At 56.4% G+C, this 17426-nt stretch carries 16 protein-coding genes, 1 tRNA gene and 2 pseudogenes; 8 read left to right on the top strand and 11 right to left on the bottom strand.

What is annotated here, in order from left to right; translation table 11 throughout:
* Positions 1-151: 151 nt before the first annotated feature.
* Entirely contained in the window at positions 152-2470 is a 2319-nt protein-coding gene (yicI, locus tag ACESQ2_RS03095; RefSeq protein WP_142480929.1) for an alpha-xylosidase, read from the bottom strand.
* A gap of 13 nt (positions 2471-2483) precedes the next feature.
* Complete coding sequence (locus ACESQ2_RS03090) at positions 2484-3878, bottom strand: glycoside-pentoside-hexuronide family transporter (RefSeq protein WP_004126747.1); 1395 nt, start codon at positions 3876-3878, stop codon at positions 2484-2486.
* A gap of 291 nt (positions 3879-4169) precedes the next feature.
* Between ACESQ2_RS03090 and ACESQ2_RS03085 the strand changes: the two genes are divergently transcribed.
* Positions 4170-4264 (top strand) — tRNA-Sec (locus ACESQ2_RS03085).
* A gap of 122 nt (positions 4265-4386) precedes the next feature.
* Here ACESQ2_RS03085 and ACESQ2_RS03080 read toward each other — a convergent pair.
* The 3 genes from ACESQ2_RS03080 to ACESQ2_RS03070 all read right to left on the bottom strand — a co-directional run bounded on the left by ACESQ2_RS03080 (position 4387) and on the right by ACESQ2_RS03070 (position 6692).
* A complete protein-coding gene (locus ACESQ2_RS03080) occupies positions 4387-4581 on the bottom strand; it encodes a phage integrase N-terminal domain-containing protein (protein WP_265797603.1) in 195 nt (64 codons plus the stop codon).
* Positions 4582-4610: 29 nt separating this feature from the next.
* Entirely contained in the window at positions 4611-4706 is a 96-nt protein-coding gene (locus tag ACESQ2_RS03075; RefSeq protein ID WP_276573107.1) for a phage integrase N-terminal domain-containing protein, read from the bottom strand.
* A 516-nt stretch (positions 4707-5222) separates the two neighbouring features.
* Positions 5223-6692, bottom strand: coding sequence for an ATP-binding protein (locus ACESQ2_RS03070; RefSeq protein WP_224259900.1), 1470 nt, complete (start codon positions 6690-6692; stop codon positions 5223-5225).
* A gap of 378 nt (positions 6693-7070) precedes the next feature.
* Between ACESQ2_RS03070 and ACESQ2_RS03065 the strand changes: the two are divergent.
* Together ACESQ2_RS03065 and ACESQ2_RS03060 are read left to right on the top strand one after the other, a co-directional pair.
* Positions 7071-7250, top strand: a pseudogene (locus ACESQ2_RS03065) (SymE family type I addiction module toxin); the annotation flags it as partial.
* Positions 7251-7374: 124 nt separating this feature from the next.
* Positions 7375-8413, top strand: a pseudogene (locus tag ACESQ2_RS03060) (virulence RhuM family protein).
* A 156-nt stretch (positions 8414-8569) separates the two neighbouring features.
* Here the strand turns inward: ACESQ2_RS03060 and ACESQ2_RS03055 are convergent.
* On the bottom strand, positions 8570-9175 hold the full coding sequence (locus tag ACESQ2_RS03055) for a shikimate kinase (protein WP_224259902.1): 606 nt from the start codon (positions 9173-9175) through the stop codon (positions 8570-8572).
* Positions 9176-9362: 187 nt separating this feature from the next.
* Here ACESQ2_RS03055 and ACESQ2_RS03050 point away from each other — a divergent pair, with 187 nt between their 5' ends.
* From ACESQ2_RS03050 to ACESQ2_RS03035, 4 genes are all read left to right on the top strand, one after another.
* Entirely contained in the window at positions 9363-9830 is a 468-nt protein-coding gene (locus ACESQ2_RS03050; protein ID WP_014227279.1) for a DUF3237 domain-containing protein, read from the top strand.
* A gap of 112 nt (positions 9831-9942) precedes the next feature.
* Positions 9943-10950, top strand: coding sequence for a zinc-binding alcohol dehydrogenase family protein (locus ACESQ2_RS03045; RefSeq protein ID WP_224259903.1), 1008 nt, complete (start codon positions 9943-9945; stop codon positions 10948-10950).
* Position 10951: 1 nt separating this feature from the next.
* Entirely contained in the window at positions 10952-11254 is a 303-nt protein-coding gene (locus ACESQ2_RS03040) for a putative quinol monooxygenase (protein ID WP_014839815.1), read from the top strand.
* Positions 11255-11413: 159 nt separating this feature from the next.
* Positions 11414-12463 carry an NAD(P)-dependent alcohol dehydrogenase gene (locus ACESQ2_RS03035; RefSeq protein WP_014227281.1) on the top strand — a complete coding sequence of 350 codons (1050 nt, stop codon included), beginning with the start codon at positions 11414-11416 and terminating at the stop codon, positions 12461-12463.
* On the opposite strand, the gene ACESQ2_RS03030 is transcribed toward ACESQ2_RS03035, so the two are convergent.
* A complete protein-coding gene (locus tag ACESQ2_RS03030; RefSeq protein WP_014227282.1) occupies positions 12460-13413 on the bottom strand; it encodes a GlxA family transcriptional regulator in 954 nt (317 codons plus the stop codon). The genes ACESQ2_RS03035 and ACESQ2_RS03030 overlap by 4 nt on opposite strands.
* A gap of 14 nt (positions 13414-13427) precedes the next feature.
* Positions 13428-14207 carry an MBL fold metallo-hydrolase gene (locus ACESQ2_RS03025; RefSeq protein ID WP_032695125.1) on the bottom strand — a complete coding sequence of 260 codons (780 nt, stop codon included), beginning with the start codon at positions 14205-14207 and terminating at the stop codon, positions 13428-13430.
* A 169-nt stretch (positions 14208-14376) separates the two neighbouring features.
* Here ACESQ2_RS03025 and ACESQ2_RS03020 point away from each other — a divergent pair, with 169 nt between their 5' ends.
* A complete protein-coding gene (locus ACESQ2_RS03020; protein ID WP_046877095.1) occupies positions 14377-14931 on the top strand; it encodes an NUDIX hydrolase in 555 nt (184 codons plus the stop codon).
* Here ACESQ2_RS03020 and ACESQ2_RS03015 read toward each other — a convergent pair.
* From ACESQ2_RS03015 to ACESQ2_RS03005, 3 genes are all read right to left on the bottom strand, one after another.
* On the bottom strand, positions 14923-15783 hold the full coding sequence (locus tag ACESQ2_RS03015) for a DMT family transporter (RefSeq protein ID WP_014839817.1): 861 nt from the start codon (positions 15781-15783) through the stop codon (positions 14923-14925). The two genes, ACESQ2_RS03020 and ACESQ2_RS03015, sit on opposite strands and share 9 nt — an antisense overlap.
* 24 nt (positions 15784-15807) lie before the next feature.
* A complete protein-coding gene (gene nlpA / locus ACESQ2_RS03010; protein WP_014839818.1) occupies positions 15808-16617 on the bottom strand; it encodes a lipoprotein NlpA in 810 nt (269 codons plus the stop codon).
* 260 nt (positions 16618-16877) lie between these two features.
* Positions 16878-17348 (bottom strand): nuclear transport factor 2 family protein, encoded by a 471-nt coding sequence (locus tag ACESQ2_RS03005; protein WP_014227287.1) that lies wholly within the window; start codon positions 17346-17348, stop codon positions 16878-16880.
* Positions 17349-17426: the final 78 nt, after the last annotated feature.

The following is a 17426-nucleotide window of genomic DNA, read 5'->3' as shown; positions in this document are numbered from 1 at the left end:
GCTTGACGCGCCTTGTCCGGGCTACTGGCCCGCAGCCGATGGGGTGCCTGTAGCCCGGCTAAGCGTAGCGCGAGCCGGGGAAAAGCGGAGGCTGCATTACGCCTCTAACCCCGGAGGCGGCGCCTGATGCGCCTGTCCGGCTACAAAGCGCTTACAGCGTAATCGTCAACGCATTGTCCTGCGCGGTCACCACCACGCCCAGCTCGCTACCCGCCTGCGCGCCGCCCTGCACGCCGGCAACGTGCTGGATATTGCGCAGGCATAGCGTCCAGCCGCCGGCCTCGCCGTCACCGCTGACGGTGATGACATTGCCCTGGCGTTTTGCCGTCAGGGTAAAGACCACCGACCCGTCCGCGGCTGGCACCTGGCAGACGGCTTCGCGACCATCGTCGAGGCTAAACAGTTGGAAGGCGGTACCTTCGTTCCACGCGTAGTCTGGCTTCTGGTCATTGTTACCCAATGCCAGCAGAGTGTTATCACGCACGTACACCGGCAGGCTCAGCACATCGTGATTCTGCTTATGCCAGCGGCTACCCTGTGCTTCATCATTACGCCACAGATGGGTCCAGCGGCCTTCCGGCAGATAGAACTGCACGTCGCCCGCTTCGCTAAACACCGGCGCCACCAGCATGGAATCCCCCAGCATGTACTGCCGATCCAGATAGTCGCAGGCCGGGTCGTGCGGAAATTCCAGCATCATCGAACGCAGCATCGGCGTACCGAACTCATTGGCCAGCGCCGCCTGCCGGTACAGATACGGCATCATGCGGCATTTCAGCTGCGTGAAGTGGCGCACCACGTCGCAGGACTCGTCATCGTAGGCCCACGGCACGCGATAGGATTTGCTGCCGTGCAGCCGGCTGTGGCTCGACAGCAGGCCGAAGGCGCACCAGCGCTTGTAGACGTGGGCGGGCGCGGTGTTTTCGAAGCCGCCGATATCGTGGCTCCAGAACCCAAAGCCGGACATGCCGATCGACAGGCCGCCGCGCAGGCTTTCCGCCATCGATTCATAGTTGGCGTAGCAGTCGCCGCCCCAGTGCACCGGGAACTGCTGCGCGCCCACCGAGGCGGAACGCGCGAACAGCACCGCTTCTTTCTCGCCGACGGTCTCTTTCAGCACGTTCCACACCAGCTCGTTATAGATGAAGGCGTAGTGGTTGTGCATTTTTTGCGGATCGGAACCATCAAACCACTGCACGTCGGTCGGGATACGCTCGCCGAAGTCGGTCTTGAAGCAGTCAACGCCCATCGCCACCAGGCCTTTCAGCTTGTCGGCATACCACTGGCAAGCTTGCGGATTAGTGAAATCATAAATCGCCAGCCCCGGCTGCCATTTATCCCACTGCCACAGCGAACCGTCCGGACGTTTCAGCAGATAGCCTTTCTCCTGCAGCTCTTTAAACACCGGCGAACGCTGGCCGATATAGGGGTTAATCCACACGCAGACCTTCAGCCCTTTCTCTTTCAGGCGCTTAATCATGCCTTCCGGGTCAGGGAAGGTCACCGGATCCCATTCAAAATCGCACCACTGGAAAGCCTTCATCCAGAAGCAGTCAAAGTGGAACACGTGCAGCGGCAGGTTGCGCTCCGCCATGCCGTCGATAAAGCGGTTAACCGTCGCTTCATCGTAGTTGGTCGTGAACGAGGTGGTCAGCCACAGGCCGAAAGACCAGGCCGGCGGCAGCGCTGGACGCCCGGTAAACCGGGTATAGCGGTTCAGCACCTCTTTCGGGGTCGGGCCGTCGATCACGAAGTACTCCAGGTATTCACCTTCGACGCTGAACTGCACCTTAGAGACTTTCTCGGAGCCGATTTCGAAAGAGACGCGCTCCGGATGATTAACCAGCACGCCGTAGCCGCGGTTAGTCAGATAGAACGGGATATTTTTGTACGACTGTTCGGTGCTGGTGCCGCCGTCTTCGTTCCAGGTGTCGACCGTCTGACCGTTGCGCACCAGCGCGGTAAAGCGCTCGCCGAGGCCGTAAACGGTGTCGCCGACGCCGAGATCCAGGCGCTCGAACATATAGTTGCGGTTGGTTTTCGTATCCTGCACGTAGCCGTCGTTTTTCAGCTGGCTACCGGTAATCCGCACGCCGTCGCGCAGGAAATCCAGCGACCAGAAGTCGCCTTTCGTGACGCGTGCGGTCAAATTGCCGCTCTTCAGCTCGGCAAATTCAGCGCCGTTGTGAATCTCCACCTTCACATCTTTTACAACGTTCAGCGGATAATGCGGGCCGTTGTTCAGCGCGCCCTGAAAGTGCTCCATGCGTACGCCGATCACCCCTTCCTGCGGAGAGAAGAAGCGCACGGTAAAGAGCGGAACGTCCAGCTGGGCGGCGCGCTCGCGCACTTCGCGCGACGCGACATAGACCACCATGTCGTTACCCTGTTGCTCAACCTCGTATACTTGTACGGGTTGGATCAGATTGAGTCCGGGTTGGACAAGCCAGTTTCCATCACTGATTTTCATCAATATCTTCCTTTTAGTTTTGCCATTCTTTGCCGATCGGCGCTGAAGTGAAGTCGTGTTCGTTGCGCCGTGCCCCCTGAGCCAGCTCCGTCATCATCTTTTTCAGGAACGGCGTTTTCAGGGTGTAGTAGCGTTTAGCAATGACCGCGCTCAGCAGATAGCAGACCGCCGGAGCGAGGGTAAATAATGAGATAATGATGGTGATAGTGGCGCTGTTCTGGGTTTTGGCCGCAGCATCGTAACCGCCGCCTGCCAGCATCCAGCCAATCAGCGCGCCACCCAGCGCCAGACCCAGCTTGAGCACGAACAGGGTGCCCGCAAAGCTGATGCCGGTCAGGCGTTTGCCGTTACACCATTCGCCGTAATCGACGGTGTCGGACATCATCACCCACTGAATCGGCGTCACCAGCTGGTGCAGCACGCCAATCACGAAGATAAAGGCGAACATGGTGATTTCGGCGTCCATCGGCACGAAGAACATCGCCACGCTCAGCGCCGCAAGCAGAGCATTGGTCCACCAGAAGACGCTGACTTTGCATTTCCAGTCGGTGAGCGGCTTCGCCAGCGCCGAGCCAATCAGGTTGCCGACGCAGTAGGTGGTGAGAAAGGCGGTGAACAGACCCGCAGATCCCATGATCCAGGTGGTGTAGTACATCATCGCGCCGCCGCGAACGCAGACCGCGAGGATGTTGAGGATGGTCAGCAGACCAACGACACGCCACTGATCGTTGCGCCAGATATCGCGCAGGTCTTCCCGCATTGAGGTTGAGCTCGGCGGCGCTTCGACGCGCTCTTTGGTGGTGAAGAAGCAAAACGCCAGCATCAGGAACGCGATCGCCGAGAGCACCGCGATGCCGCCCTGGAAACCAAAGGCTTTGTCTTCGCCACCGATAAAGTTCACCAGCGGCATCATCAGCACGGTGGAGAGCATGCCGCCCGCCGTCGCCAGCACAAAGCGCCAGGACTGCAGGGAGATGCGCTGCGTTGGGTTGTCGGTGATAACCCCGCCCAGCGCGCAGTACGGGATGTTAACGACGGTGTAGAGCAGGGTCAGCAGCGTGTAGGTGACCGCGGCGTAAATCAGCTTGCCGTTATGACTCAGGTCCGGCGAGCTGTAGGCCAGCACGCAGACGAGGCCGAACGGAATCGCACCGAACAGGATCCACGGGCGGAATTTTCCCCAGCGGCTGCGGGTACGGTCGGCCAGCAGCCCCATGCAGGGGTCGGATATCGCATCCAGCGCGCGGGCCAGCAGGAACATGGTGCCGACATAGCCGGCAGGAATACCAAAGATATCGGTATAAAAAAACATCATATACAACATGACGTTATCAAAAATGATGTGGCTTGCGGCATCGCCCATGCCGTAGCCAATCTTCTCTTTGACGGACAAAATATGATCTTTCATCGCACACTCTTCTCTCAGCGCTGCCGCGGGTTGGTACCGGTTACATGCTTTGTAAACCATCCGCGCAGTAAGATGAATTGCGATATCTCATATTCAAATTACGTTTCTTGTTTTATGTGATCCCGGTAGCCTGAAAGAGTGTGTAAAAGTGTAAGCCACGGATTTTGCAAGGAATTGTTTAAGAAGGTTCTGTAAAGTCCAGTTTTAACAGTAAAAAAGTGCGTTTGGGTATGTGGTTAATGCAGGAAAGTAGCTATAATGCGCCCCGCCTCCATGTAGCAATCGAGGCGCGGAAGATCGTCATCTCCGGTGAGGTGGCTGGACTTCAAATCCAGTTGGGGCCGCCAGCGGTCCCGGGCAGGTTCAACTCCTGTGATCTTCCGCCAATTAGCCTCCCCTGAATTCCCCCACAGTCAATACATCCCTTATACTACCTGCTATTGCAATCAGTTATGTTCTCCTGAGGTCAACTCATGTCTACCAGAATCAAGTACATTCTGGGGGATACTTACACGTTACCCAGGCCAAGCGTTTTGTTGCTGATACGTTCTGAATGCGCGAATTTTTCACGCCCGGCCTGCGTAAGAATAGTGCGTAGGGCCGCCATTTCGTTCTGAAGCGTGTGCAGCGTAATATCTGAATCCAACCGCGCCTGGATATAACTCTCGATATGCGATGATTTAAGATGCTGGAGATCCTTAATCTGGACATTCAGCCTGTACAGATGCTGGCTTAAACGTCCGGAATGCGGATGCGGTCATGGATGATTTTAAAACTGCCAGCAGCCAGCAGGGCGAGTTTTTCCATGCGTTGCGTAAGTCTCGGCATAGAATTTCTCCACTCAGTCCTCCGGCGCGCGGTCTGATCACAGCGTGCTGTGTCGAAAGATACCAGAGCGCCGGAAGATGCGCGGATGAGGTATGACGGGCACGGTGATGCACGAATGCAGCCGCCTGCCTGAGCAGGTAAATCCCCACAGGCTCGATTGCCTGTCCTCCGGTATTGGTTTGGTAAAGCGGCTTTCCCTCTGTTTTTGGGTTGACATTCTGACAGCCGTTTTAGGTGTCAGTCGGATTGTTGCAGTGATTTTACAGACAGGTACTGGGCTGGAGCGGTGTGATTAGGGCACCATTCCCATAATCGGCAGGAATGTTTGTTGATGCCTGGATATCACCAAAACAGGAAATCAACGGCTGGAGAAGGATGAAAAGACCTTCGGATCAAGCAACCATCAAGCAAATTGCAGAAAGGGAAAGGTTCTATCTTTTTGTTTTCAATAATGAAAATATAAATCACGCTTACAACCAAGAGCCAGAATCAAGCAACCATCAAGCAAATCCCCAACTACGCCCAGAATGGGATGTAGCGCATTGCCTTGGTTCCTACTGATGAATCGTATTGTTTGATACGACCTTCTTTCATTGCTTCCTTGATGATACGGCTAATCATTGCGCTGTTTTTTTCATCAACACCAAATCTTTCCCGCAGCGTAGTGTTGTTCATCGGAACCTTTTCAAGGTACTTCAATACACAATGAAGGTAAGTCGCTCTAACTTTTTCCTCATTATCCATATCCTTAAAATCGCGATGAGCAAACAAAGTGACTTTCGTATGCTCTTGGTAAACTTCAAACTGAGGAGCTGGAAGCTGATAAATCTCCGTTTCAATAACAACCTTATCGATGCCACTTCCCCGTTCTTCACAGATCCCCATCCTGCGCATTAGAGAAGCTATTCTTTCATTACGACTACGCGGGGGAGAATCAAGAAGGCGATCAATCGCCACTAAAGGTATACCTGGGTTTGAAATTTCCATGCGTTCGGCGAACAACTCAAGCATTGGCCCCGTCCCACCAATGTTGAAATCCTGGTGAATCAACGAGTTGGCAACAACTTCTCGTATAGACAGCTCAGGATACATTCTTACTTCGCTGCGGAAAGCCTTCCCAATCACCTCATTTGATGGCAAAAGGTTATTAATATAATCAATCAAGCCTTCAAAACCGACGGCATAACCTTTATGGCCTTGTAATTCCTTTACCGTTTTAAAACGATTATTTGCATCGTACTGGATTAAACGAATGGCTTTGCGGGACAAATTTTTAAAGACATCTAATTCTCGTGCAAAAAGTATTGCACCAAGATTGGTAATATCCCAGGACCCCGCATCATTTCTCTCAACAACAAAATCCTTTGCAAGGTAATCCATTATAGAATCTTTGTTTTCTGGTAACGGTTGAGATAAGAGCGAGAAGAACGATGGGTAGTCGATTAACTGCAACACCTCATCAATAGAGCACTTGTCCCGTGCTACGCGGTATTCCCAGGGTTTCCGATCAAAAACACGCCAGAGGGCACGCTCTTTTTCTGGATGTTTACCCAGCGGTTTTTTATAAGAGCCAATACGAATAAATTCTGTTCCCGAAAAACGCACAGGAGTATGGCAATTTGCATTTATCTCCAGAATGACAACAGCATCATTCTCAGGTGACGAAAATTCATGAAATGTAAAATCAATCTTTGGTTCCAGACCCTGCAACAGCCAGCTTTCCAGCTCCTGCTGTTTATGCTTAGCGAAAGAGGGTTTAAAATCCGTACCAATTATAGAATGAGTCTCATCATCAATACCCCACACCATATAGGCTGTTGGCTTTCCAAGCAAAGCAGCCGAATTTGCCAGTGCCGAGATATACTCTCCGAGTTCTTCTGGTTTTATTGCATTATGCTTAAATTCTGCCCACTCAGTCTCTTTCGGCAATGAAACCAGCTCTTTCAGCAAAGAACGTAAACCGACTTCCTCTTTAGAAACAGACATTTAAGCACCGAATAATAGTTATACCAGGCTACAAGGATATGGCTTTAGACTGCCCATAGCAATGGGCCACATCACATCGCCTGATTCTGAGGACAGCCAGTGAAAAGTAATCTCAACGAACGCCCCGGTTCCCCTGCTGGCATAGCCTGACATTCAAGGATGCTGCTGATATTGCGGCTAAAGGTAGCATGTATAGGAATGTGTATATAAACCCAGAACAATTAAAACAAAATCATTCATTATCATAATATTAGGCCATTAACGGTACTCCTGTGATCACCCATGTGAACTTATCCAGAAAATCAGCCTTTCGATTCAATGCCTTTCGCTTTTAGCGCGCTTCTCGCCAGCGCCTTTAAACCAGCTCTAAGTCTCACCCTTTCCGGCAAGTGGTTACGCGCAGCGGGGTTCGATACCGGAAAGCGCTTCACGGTTAAGGTAATGGATGGCTGTATTGTTCTGCTGCCGCAGAGCGATAAGGAAGAAATGCTTAAAGCGGAGCTACTGCAAATTCAGCAATCCTTTAAAAGCGTCAACAATACGCTTCATCTCGTCTGACGCCCAGAAATCTTCACCTTCTGGATAGCCGCTGCCAAATGACGCAGGGTTAATCGTCCGTCTAATGAAATTTATGCTCTTCTGACATACTATGCGAGCCAAAGCAGGTTCACCCGGAGGCTATATGGCAAATGAACACTTAACGTCGTCCCCCATAGGCGAGTTCGTTATGTTTGCCAGCGGTGATGGGAAAGTACGTGTTGAATGCCGCTTTGAAAGCGATACGCTTTGGCTCCCTCAGGCATCCATCGCAAATCTTTATCAGATCACTCCCCAGGCAGTTACACAGCACATTAAAGCGATCTATGAAGAAGAGGAACTTGATCAAAACGCAACCTGTAAGTCTTACTTACAAGTTCAACAGGAAGGTCGTCGCCAGGTAAGCCGCAACCGGCTTCACTACAGCCTGCCAGTCATCCTTGCCGTTGGCTATCGCGTTCGCTCCCCTCGCGGCACTCAGTTCCGCCAGTGGGCAACCCAGACGCTCCAGGAATACCTGATCAAAGGTTTTGTGATGGATGATGAGCGGTTAAAAAATCCGCCTGTTGGTTCATCGGCTGTACCCGACTATTTCGATGAGATGCTGGAGCGCATCCGCGATATTCGCGCCAGCGAACGCCGGGTTTATTTGCGGGTACGAGAGATATTTGCATTAGCGGCTGACTATCAACCATCGCTAAAAGAAACCACGCAGTTTTTTCAAACCATCCAGAACAAGTTACATTTTGCCTGTACCGGACATACCGCGGCTGAACTCATTCATCAGCGTGCTGACGCCAGCCAACCGCATATGGGACTGACCAGCTATAAAGGTGAAGAGGTGCCATAAGGGTGACGTGACGGTGGCAAAAAATTATCTGACTCAGGATGAGGTCAGCGAACTTAATCGCGTGGTTAACATGTGGCTGGATTTTGCTGAGGATCAGGCCCGTCGTCGTCGTCAGGTCTTTTTACGCGACTGGCAGGATAAGCTGGATCAGTTTCTGCAATTTAACGACCGCGAGGTTCTGCAAGGTGCAGGTAAAGTGAGTAAGCAAATGGCAGATGAAAAAGCACAGGCGGAATATAGTCAGTTTTCCGAGCAACAGCGGCGTTTAAAGGAAGCCGAGGGTGAGAAGGATATTGCTGCTTTGCTACAGTGGAAAACAGAGCCTAAAAAGTAGCACTGAGGATTCCGATTCTCACGAATAAAATCATTTGGCTAAACCTGTTTTATCTGCTGTGCTCACCTTTCTGCCGGCCGGCGCCTTGCCCGGCCTACGCGATGCGAGATTATCTTTGGGCCTGTGTAATTCCCACCGAGCTGCGCTGTATGGCGTTTAGTTATACAATCCCAGCTTCTGTGACAGCTCGCTCAGCTCACGCATCGCCGCCAGGCTTTTTTGTTTCCGCTGTTCCGCAGCGAGCTTCTCCCGCACCAGCTCCGCCACCCTCTCTGGCTCCTCAGACGAAACCACCCGGCAATCGTCTAATGCACAATATTCCCTAAAGCGCTGACGGAACTTCATCTCTTCTTTTTCACTGACCAGACCAAAGCCGCGTGTCAGCTGGCGCGCGACCACTATGTGCGTAGCGATATCAATATCCTCTGAAGGCAGTAGCAGGATGGAATACCCGGACTGCCGCACAAGCTGTCGATTCCCGGCGACAATCTCCGGGCAGACATCGGTGGCAAGAAATCCCGATGAGAGCACCACCACTCGTTTTTCATGCGGATTCTCCGCCAGCAGGCGAGAGCATAGCGCGGCGTTCTCACGCACATAGCGCTCGTATCCATCGCGCTGAATATATTGGCGAATATTTAAAATCTGCTCGCAAAATTCGCTATCGAGATCGATAAACCGGTAGCTCATCGCCTGCGCCAGCAGCGCTCCAACCGTGCTTTTTCCCACCCCGCCGGGGCCAATCAGAAATAGCGTATTCATCTTTATTCCTCGCGTCCGTGTGAAAGCATTATGTCAGCAGAATACGCCAAATAATGCCGCGATCGCGGCCGTTTTTTGTTCACTTTCATCTCCCCAGCCAATCATTTCCATCCAATGTTTGCGTTATTCCCTTCACCTTTAAATCCTTACACTAACGGGATAACGTGGCTTAGAAAGGAGACCAATGATGACACCCGAACTCGAACACAGCTTCTCTATCACCATTCAGGTAGACAAACCGGTCATCGTCTCCCGCAGCCCGCAGAGCGGGAAACGTCAGCTGATCCCAATCCTCAGCGGAACCGTACGCGGTGAGCTTAACGGCCACGTCTTACCCGGCGGCGTCGACAGCCAGATCGTCGAACCTGACGGCACCTGCCGCCTCTCCGCCCGCTATGCATTACACGTGGAAGAAGGCACCGTATACATCGAAAACAACGGCATTCGCCGCCTACCCGAAGAGTATAAAGAACGGCTGTTCGGCGACGATATGCGCTTTTTTAGCGATATTCCACCGGAAGCTATCTATTTTCGTACCGTACCGACTTTTGAAGTGGATGCGCCTGCGCTGCGCTGGCTGACCACCTCGCTGTTTATCTGTTCCGGCGGCCGCACGCAGGACGGCGTGATGCTCGATTTTTATCGCGTCCGCTGATTTTCACTTTTTCAATATAACTGTTATCGCCGTCGGGCCATTTTTCCCCCGCGTGCCGCGGTCTATCCTCAATACATTCAAACGATGAACCTTATTCAAAACCGGAGAGTGTATGAAAGCGATCGCCATTACCCGCGCGGCGGCAGAAGGCAGCAATATTCCTTTTTTAACCGACATCGAGCTGCCGCAGCCGGTTGCCGAGGGACATGACCTGCTGGTTGAAGTGAAGGCTATTTCCGTCAACCCGGTGGATACCAAAGTCCGCGCCGGGTTTAACGCCGATACCCCGCGCGTGCTGGGCTGGGACGCGGTGGGCGTGGTGAAAGCCGTCGGCAGCGCGGTGACGCTGTTCGCCGCGGGAGATGAAGTGTGGTACGCCGGCGCGCTGGGCCGTCCTGGCAGCAACAGCGAGTTTCAGTTAGTGGATGAGCACATCGTCGCCCGCAAACCGCGTTCGCTGGATAATGCCGCCGCCGCCGCGCTGCCGCTCACCGCCATTACCGCCTGGGAGCTGCTGTTCCACCGTCTTGGCGTAGAGGAAGGCGGCAACGCGGGCGACACGCTGCTGATCGTCGGCGCGGCGGGCGGCGTCGGTTCGATACTGACCCAGCTCGCCAGCAAGCTCAGCGGTATGACGGTCATTGGCACCGCCTCGCGCCCGGAAAGCCAGAAATGGGTACGGGAAGCGGGCGCGCATCATGTTATCGATCACAGCAAACCGCTCGCCGAAGAGCTGGCGCGGATTGGCGTCAAAGCGGTAACCCACGTCGCCAGCCTGACCAATACCGACCAGCACTATCCGCAGCTGATCGCCGCTCTCGCACCGCAGGGCAAGCTGGCGCTCATCGACGATCCGCAAACCCTCGACGTGGTGCCGCTGAAGGCGAAAAGCATCTCCCTGCATTGGGAATTTATGTTTACCCGCTCGATGTTCGACACGCCGGACATGATCGCCCAGCATCAGCTGCTGACCCGCGTGGCGGCGCTGATTGACGACAACACCATTAAGACCACCCTCGGCGAGCACTACGGCGCCATCACCGCCGCCAACCTGCAAAAAGCGCACGCGCAGCTGGAAACCGGGCGTTCGGTGGGCAAAATCGTGCTGGAGGGCTTTTAAGATGAGCGGCGAGGCGATTTCACTTCTCGCGGTGCTGACGGCGAAACCGGGCCACAGCGACGCGCTGCGTCAGGCCCTGCGGGCGCTCCTGTTGCCGACGCGTCAGGAGCCAGGCAACCTCGATTACGCCCTGTTTCAGCTGCGCGATGCGCCGGATACGTTCTATATGCGCGAATCCTGGCGCAATCAGGAAGCGCTGGACGCGCATATCGCCCTGCCGCACTTCCAGGATTTTATTGCGCAGATGGATAGCCTGCTTGCCGGGCCGCTGCGGCTGGATTATCTGACGCCCGTCGCGCCCTGATATTTTCTGCACTCCGTTTGCGGGGGTGAGCCCATCTTTAACCCTTTGAGCTCTCCCCCACCCATCGCGCCTCAACCAGGCTACGCTTGATCCTGCCGCTCAAAAAACGCTCTCCCCCCTCCGTTTTATTCAACGCCGTTATGTAGAAGAGGTTTTGCTATGCAGATCAACGCTATTGGAACGAACTCGGCCAGCCAGCCGTTGGGGTCTATGGCCATCACCCGCCGCGAACCGGGGCCGGACGATGTGCAGATCGCCATTGATTATTGCGGCGTCTGCCACTCGGATGTACACCAGGCCCGCTCCGAGTGGGCAGGGACGCTCTATCCCTGCGTGCCGGGCCATGAAATCGTCGGCCGGGTGACCGCCGTAGGCAGCCGGGTCTCCGGCCACGCCGTTGGCGATCTGGTGGGCGTCGGCTGTATGGTCGACAGCTGTAAAGAGTGCGAGGAGTGCCGGGACGGGCTGGAAAACTATTGCGATCGTATGGTGCTCACCTATAACGGCCCGACGCAGGACGCGCCCGGCCACACGCTCGGCGGTTACTCCCAGCAGATCGTTGTGCATCAGCGCTATGTGCTGCGCGTCCGCCATCCCAAAGAGCAGCTGGCCGCCGTCGCGCCGCTGCTGTGCGCGGGCATCACGACTTACTCGCCGCTACGCCACTGGAACGTCGGGCCGGGCAAAAAAGTCGGCATCGTGGGCATTGGCGGGCTGGGGCATATGGGCATCAAGCTGGCCCACGCCATGGGCGCCCACGTGGTGGCCTTTACCACCTCGGAATCCAAGCGTGACGCGGCGCGGGAGCTGGGCGCGGACGAAGTGGTGGTCTCGCGCAACGAAAACGAAATGGCCGCCCACCTGAAGAGCTTCGACTTCATACTCAACACCGTGGCGGCGCCGCATAACCTCGATGCCTTCACCACCCTGCTCAAACGCGACGGCACCATGACGCTGGTGGGCGCGCCCGCCACGCCGCATCCCTCTCCGGAAGTGTTTAATCTGATCTTCCGCCGCCGGTCAATTGCCGGGTCGATGATCGGCGGCATCCCGGAAACCCAGGAGATGCTCGATTTCTGCGCCGAGCACGGTATCGTCGCCGATATAGAGCTGATACGCGGCGACCAGATTAACGAGGCCTGGGAGCGGATGATTAAAGGCGACGTGAAATACCGCTTCGTCATCGACAGCGCCACGCTCGGCGGCTAAGCCCCGCGACGAAAAGTGCGCCGCCACTCCGCTGGGCTGACGCCAAAGCGCGCTTTAAACTGCTGGCGCCAGGTTACGGCGGAGCGATAGCCCACTTCCTCCGCCACCTGCCCGACCGGTAAATCTCCGGCCTCCAGCAGGATCTGGCTGCGCCGCAGGCGCTCGGCGGCCAGCCAGTCGGCGATGCCCATGCCGGTCGCTTTGGCGAAATGGCGGGTCAGGGTCCGGCGGCTCATCGCCGCGACCTGCGCCAGCGAGTCGAGATTATGCGGTTCGCGGATGTGCTGCTGGAGATACTCAAGCAGGCCGTTTATCCGCGCGTCGCGGGTGTTTTTCGGTACCGGCTGGGCGATAAACTGCGCCTGGCCGCCCTCACGGTGCGGCGGGACGATCATCCGCCGGGCGATCTGATTGGCGACAAGGCTGCCAAAACGCTGGCGAATGAGATACAGGCAGCAGTCGAGCGCCGCCGCGGTGCCAGCCGAGGTGATAATCCCCTCATCGTCAACGTACAGCGCGTTGATATCCAGCCGCACCTGCGGAAACTGGCGCTGAAAATCCTGCTCGAACTCCCAGTGGGTCGCCGCGCGCCTGTCGTCCAGCAGCCCGGCGTAGCCGAGTACAAACGCCCCGAGGCACAGGCCGACGATCTGCGCGCCGTTATTGCGCGCGCGAACCAGGCCGTCAAGCAGCGGCTGCGATGGGCGCTGATTCACCGCCCCCCAGTAAGGCACCACCACGATATCCGCCTGCGCCAGGAGGGAAAAATCGCCGCTGGCGTTCAGCGCGAAGCCGTCGCGGGCGCTGAGCAGCCCCGGCCGTTCGGCGCAAATATGCAGGTTAAAGCGTTTGGTTTCCGAGACCGTATCGCCAAACAGCATACAGGGCACCGAGTAGTGAAACGGGCTAAACCCGTCCACCGCCACAATCGCCACTTCCGTGAGTTTCATCGCCCGCTCCGCTTCTAAAAGACCATGCTTTCCCCATCCTGCGGGATGCTGACCGCTTCGGCAATCTGATTGTCAGCCACGTACTGGCGCAGCTCATCGCGGCTCAGCAGACAGTGGTTCACCGCTTCCATATGGCTGGCGACAATTTTGGCTTCCGGCAGGACGAAGTGCGCCTTCAGCACATCCTCTTTGCCCATGATGATCGGCCCAAAACCGATGACGTGCGCATACCCGGCATTCAGTACCACCACGTCAGGGCGCAGCCTGAGCATGTCGGCTTCCACTTCATCGCGCCAGATAGTGTCCCCCACCAGCCACAGGGTTTTCTCCTGCGGATGGCGCAGCACCACGCCGCAGGCTTCGCCCAGGCGCTCGGCCATTGCCGGCACCGCATAGGTGCGGTCGCTGCCGTGCTGGCCCGAGGTGGTTTTCACCAGCGCAACGTCAGCAAACGCGCTGTCCTCAGAGAGCAGACGAATATCGCGAAAGCCCTGGCCGCGCAGCAGCTGAGCGTCGGCGTCATGCTGGACATAAACCGGCAGGGTTTTGGGGATCGCGGCGATCGCCGCCTCGTCCCAGTGATCCTGATGAGTGTGAGTGACGATAACGGCATCCACGTCAACGATCGTTTCGATGGAAAAAGGCAGTTCCACCAGCGGGTTACGCAACTCGCTGCGCGCGGTACCGGCAAAGCCCGCCCAGGCGCCCTTGGCTGAAAGCATCGGGTCAATGAGAAACTTTTTACCCGCATATTCAATAAGCTGGGTAGCATTACGCACATGGGTGATTTTCATGATGTTCATTCCTCTTCGCGGTTATCTGCTGAACATCGTACGTCCCACAAGCCTGGCGCAATATGGGCGTTTGGGCAATGAACGATGAAATCGGGCCAATCTGCGACGGTTGCCATCGGCTCCCGGCTATGGTGTGCTGAATGCTCAACTTTGAGGAACAGTGGCTACGATGAAAAAGAAACTCACCTCCGCCGATATGCACGATGTCGAGGTTCTGGCAGACACCCCATGGTTCAGCATGCGCAAGGTCGGAATTGATATGGCCCCCGGCGATCGGCGGGATTTTTTCTCCATTCACTATCCTCGCCCGGCGGTGGGAATTGTGGCGATGCAGGATGACAAAGTGCTGCTGATTCGCCACTACCGTTACCTGATCGATCGGGTGGTGTGGGCGATTCCTTCCGGCGGCGTCGATGAAGGCGAAGACCCGCGCGCGGCGGCCCTGCGCGAGCTGCGGGAAGAGACCGGCTGGCAGGCGCAGCGCGCCGACGAAATTATCCGCTATAACCCCTCCTACGGCAGCAGCGACCAGCTGTTTATTACCTGGCTGGCCCACGATTTGACCTGGGTGGGAATGGATGAAGATCAGGACGAAGTGATGGAAACGGGCTGGTTTACCCTCGAAGAGATAGGCCAGCTGATCGCCCGCGGCGAGATGCCGGACGGGCTATCGCTGGTGCCGCTGCTGCATCTGATGGCGCAGCGGCGCACCGGTTTAGCGTAGCGGCTTCAGCATCCGCCAGCGGAACCACAGCTGAGCGACGAGGATCAGCAGGCCGCCGATAATTTTCTGCAGCGGTAGCTGTTCGCCGTACCACAGCGCGGCGGCAATCACCGTGAGCAGCGGTTCCAGCACCATAATAATCGCCGCGCTGGCGACCGCCGCGTACTTCTGCCCCTTCATTTGCAGGCCGAAGCGCAGGCTGGTGGCGATAACGATGCTGGCGAGCAGCCAGCCGAAGGTCGGCAGGGTAAACGGCTGAGTCCAGCTTTCAACGGCGGCGGAGATCCCCAGTCCGACAATGCCGGTAATGCCGAGCTGCACGGTGGTCAGAGGGATCAGCGGCACCTCGCGGGCGCTTTTGCTGGTGTAGCAAAACCAGATCGATTGCACCAGCGCGGTCAACAGGAACCAGCCCTGGCTGGGGTGAAACGCAATCGGCATATGCAGGCTGAGTAAGCCGAGACCGACAACCGCAATCGGCAGGCACTCCCAGTAGGCCCGCGCCGGCCGCGCCTTCATCATCACCCATGCGGTAAGCGGCACGAACAGCATCGACAGGCTCATGATAAACGCCCCTTCGCCCAGCGACGGGGTCGTTGATACCGAGTAGATCCACAGGCACAGGTTTAGCGCAAACCACAGGCCGCTGATAATCATGCGCGGCCACTGCTGCCTCTCGACGCGAAGGCCGCGGCAGAAAGGCAGCAGCAGCAGCGCGGCGAAGAAAAAGCGCAGGCCGAGGAAAGCGAAAACCGGCATGCCGGCAATCGCTTCACGGGAAAAAATCCATCCGCAGGCGGCGATAACCGTCGCGGCTATGAGCAGCAAATCAGCCTGGCGTTGCCGGGTCATCGCCACGTCTCCTTGTGTGAGTGATTACCAGCCGGGCACCGCGCCGCCGTTGAAGATCGTCTCCGCCGCCTTCGCCACCTCAGGCGACTGGTAGGAGTGGATAAACGCTTTGACGTTTTCCGCGTCTTTGTTGTCTTCGCGGGTCACGATGATGTTCACATAGGGCGAGTTTTTATCTTCAATAAAGATGCCGTCGCGTACCGGGGAGAGGCCGGTCTGCTGCAGGTAGGTAGTGCTGATGATCGCCACGTCGACCTTCGGGTCGTCGATGACGCGCGGCAGCTGTGCTCCTTCCAGCTCCATAATTTTCAGGTGATGCGGGTTGTCAATGATATCAACCGCCGTCGGCAGCAGGCCGGTCCCCGCTTTGAGGGTAATCAGCTTTTCCTGCTGGAGCAGAAGCAGCGCGCGGCCCAGGTTGGTCGGGTCGTTCGGAATGGCGATGGTCGCGCCGTCTTTCAGCTCGGCGACGGATTTTATTTTGCGCGAGTAGCCCGCCATCGGGAAGACGAAGGTGTTGCCCACCGCCACCAGGCGATAGTTGTGGGCTTTATTATCCTGTTCGAGGAACGGGCGATGCTGAAAGACGTTGGCGTCCAGATCGCCGGCGTTGGTGGACTCATTCGGCAGCAGCGAGCCGCTAAAGCCCACCAGCTCCACGTCGAGGCCATATTTCTCTTTGGCCACTTTCTTCGCCACTTCCGCTACATCCTGTTCCGCGCCGTTGATGACGCCGACTTTAATGTGCTTCGCATCGCTGCCCTTCTGGTCGCAGCCCGCCAGCAGCAGGCCCGCCAGCACCACGGCGGCGGCTGTCCGTAAACGCAATTTCATTGTTATAACCCCGTCAGTCCATAGAAAATCGTTATTATTTTTCGTCTGAAACTATAACGACTTTAGGACGAGGTTTTAAACGCAAAAACCGCAACCGGAAATAAAATCATCTTCCCCCTTTCTCCCGGGGGCGGCGCGATGCGCCTGCCCGGGCTACGGGCTCACCGTCGGCTGCGATCGCGTAGCCCGGACAGGTGCGCAGCGCCGCCTCCGGGGATCTCTTCAACGGTGAGGCTCGTTCCGCAGCACGGGGACGCGCCTTACAGCCCCAGCTCGCTCAATCCCGGGTGATCGTCCGGGCGACGGCCCTGGGGCCAGTGAAACAGACGCTCGCTCTCGGTGATGGGCAGATCGTTGATGCAGGCGTAGCGCGTCTGCATCAGTCCGTGCTCGTCGAATTCCCAGTTCTCGTTGCCGTAGGAGCGAAACCAGTTTCCGCTGTCGTCGTGCCACTCATAGGCAAAGCGTACCGCAATACGGTTATCGCTCCACGCCCACAGTTCCTTAATCAGCCGGTACTCCTGCTCTTTACGCCATTTGCGCTGCAGGAAGTCGATAATCTGCGTTCTGCCGTGAACAAATTCGCTGCGGTTGCGCCATTCGCTCTCGACGGTATAGGCCAGCGCGACCTTAGCGGCATCGCGGCTGTTCCAGCCATCTTCAGCGGCACGGACTTTTTGTGCGGCGCTCTCGCGGGTGAACGGCGGCAGAGGCGGACGTTGTTCGGTCATCATGAATCTCCTGTATGAATACCCTTCATACTTCAAGTTGCTTATGTGTTGGCTACACTCGTTCACCCCAGTCACATA

The sequence above is a fragment of the Klebsiella sp. Q11 genome (assembly GCF_964241505.1).
In the GTDB taxonomy this organism is placed as follows: domain Bacteria; phylum Pseudomonadota; class Gammaproteobacteria; order Enterobacterales; family Enterobacteriaceae; genus Klebsiella; species Klebsiella michiganensis.
This window is presented reverse-complemented; position numbering and strand designations above follow the sequence as displayed.

What these genes read in the sequence shown, in the direction of transcription:
- yicI (WP_142480929.1), bottom strand. Translation starts at nt 2,470, where the DNA reads ATGAAAATCAGTGATGGAAACTGGCTTGTCCAACCCGGACTCAATCTG.
- ACESQ2_RS03090 (WP_004126747.1), bottom strand. Translation starts at nt 3,878, where the DNA reads ATGAAAGATCATATTTTGTCCGTCAAAGAGAAGATTGGCTACGGCATG.
- ACESQ2_RS03075 (WP_276573107.1), bottom strand. Translation starts at nt 4,706, where the DNA reads ATGCCGAGACTTACGCAACGCATGGAAAAACTCGCCCTGCTGGCTGCT.
- ACESQ2_RS03070 (WP_224259900.1), bottom strand. Translation starts at nt 6,692, where the DNA reads ATGTCTGTTTCTAAAGAGGAAGTCGGTTTACGTTCTTTGCTGAAAGAG.
- ACESQ2_RS03055 (WP_224259902.1), bottom strand. Translation starts at nt 9,175, where the DNA reads ATGAATACGCTATTTCTGATTGGCCCCGGCGGGGTGGGAAAAAGCACG.
- ACESQ2_RS03050 (WP_014227279.1), top strand. Translation starts at nt 9,363, where the DNA reads ATGACACCCGAACTCGAACACAGCTTCTCTATCACCATTCAGGTAGAC.
- ACESQ2_RS03045 (WP_224259903.1), top strand. Translation starts at nt 9,943, where the DNA reads ATGAAAGCGATCGCCATTACCCGCGCGGCGGCAGAAGGCAGCAATATT.
- ACESQ2_RS03040 (WP_014839815.1), top strand. Translation starts at nt 10,952, where the DNA reads ATGAGCGGCGAGGCGATTTCACTTCTCGCGGTGCTGACGGCGAAACCG.
- ACESQ2_RS03035 (WP_014227281.1), top strand. Translation starts at nt 11,414, where the DNA reads ATGCAGATCAACGCTATTGGAACGAACTCGGCCAGCCAGCCGTTGGGG.
- ACESQ2_RS03030 (WP_014227282.1), bottom strand. Translation starts at nt 13,413, where the DNA reads ATGAAACTCACGGAAGTGGCGATTGTGGCGGTGGACGGGTTTAGCCCG.
- ACESQ2_RS03025 (WP_032695125.1), bottom strand. Translation starts at nt 14,207, where the DNA reads ATGAAAATCACCCATGTGCGTAATGCTACCCAGCTTATTGAATATGCG.
- ACESQ2_RS03020 (WP_046877095.1), top strand. Translation starts at nt 14,377, where the DNA reads ATGAAAAAGAAACTCACCTCCGCCGATATGCACGATGTCGAGGTTCTG.
- ACESQ2_RS03015 (WP_014839817.1), bottom strand. Translation starts at nt 15,783, where the DNA reads ATGACCCGGCAACGCCAGGCTGATTTGCTGCTCATAGCCGCGACGGTT.
- nlpA (WP_014839818.1), bottom strand. Translation starts at nt 16,617, where the DNA reads ATGAAATTGCGTTTACGGACAGCCGCCGCCGTGGTGCTGGCGGGCCTG.
- ACESQ2_RS03005 (WP_014227287.1), bottom strand. Translation starts at nt 17,348, where the DNA reads ATGACCGAACAACGTCCGCCTCTGCCGCCGTTCACCCGCGAGAGCGCC.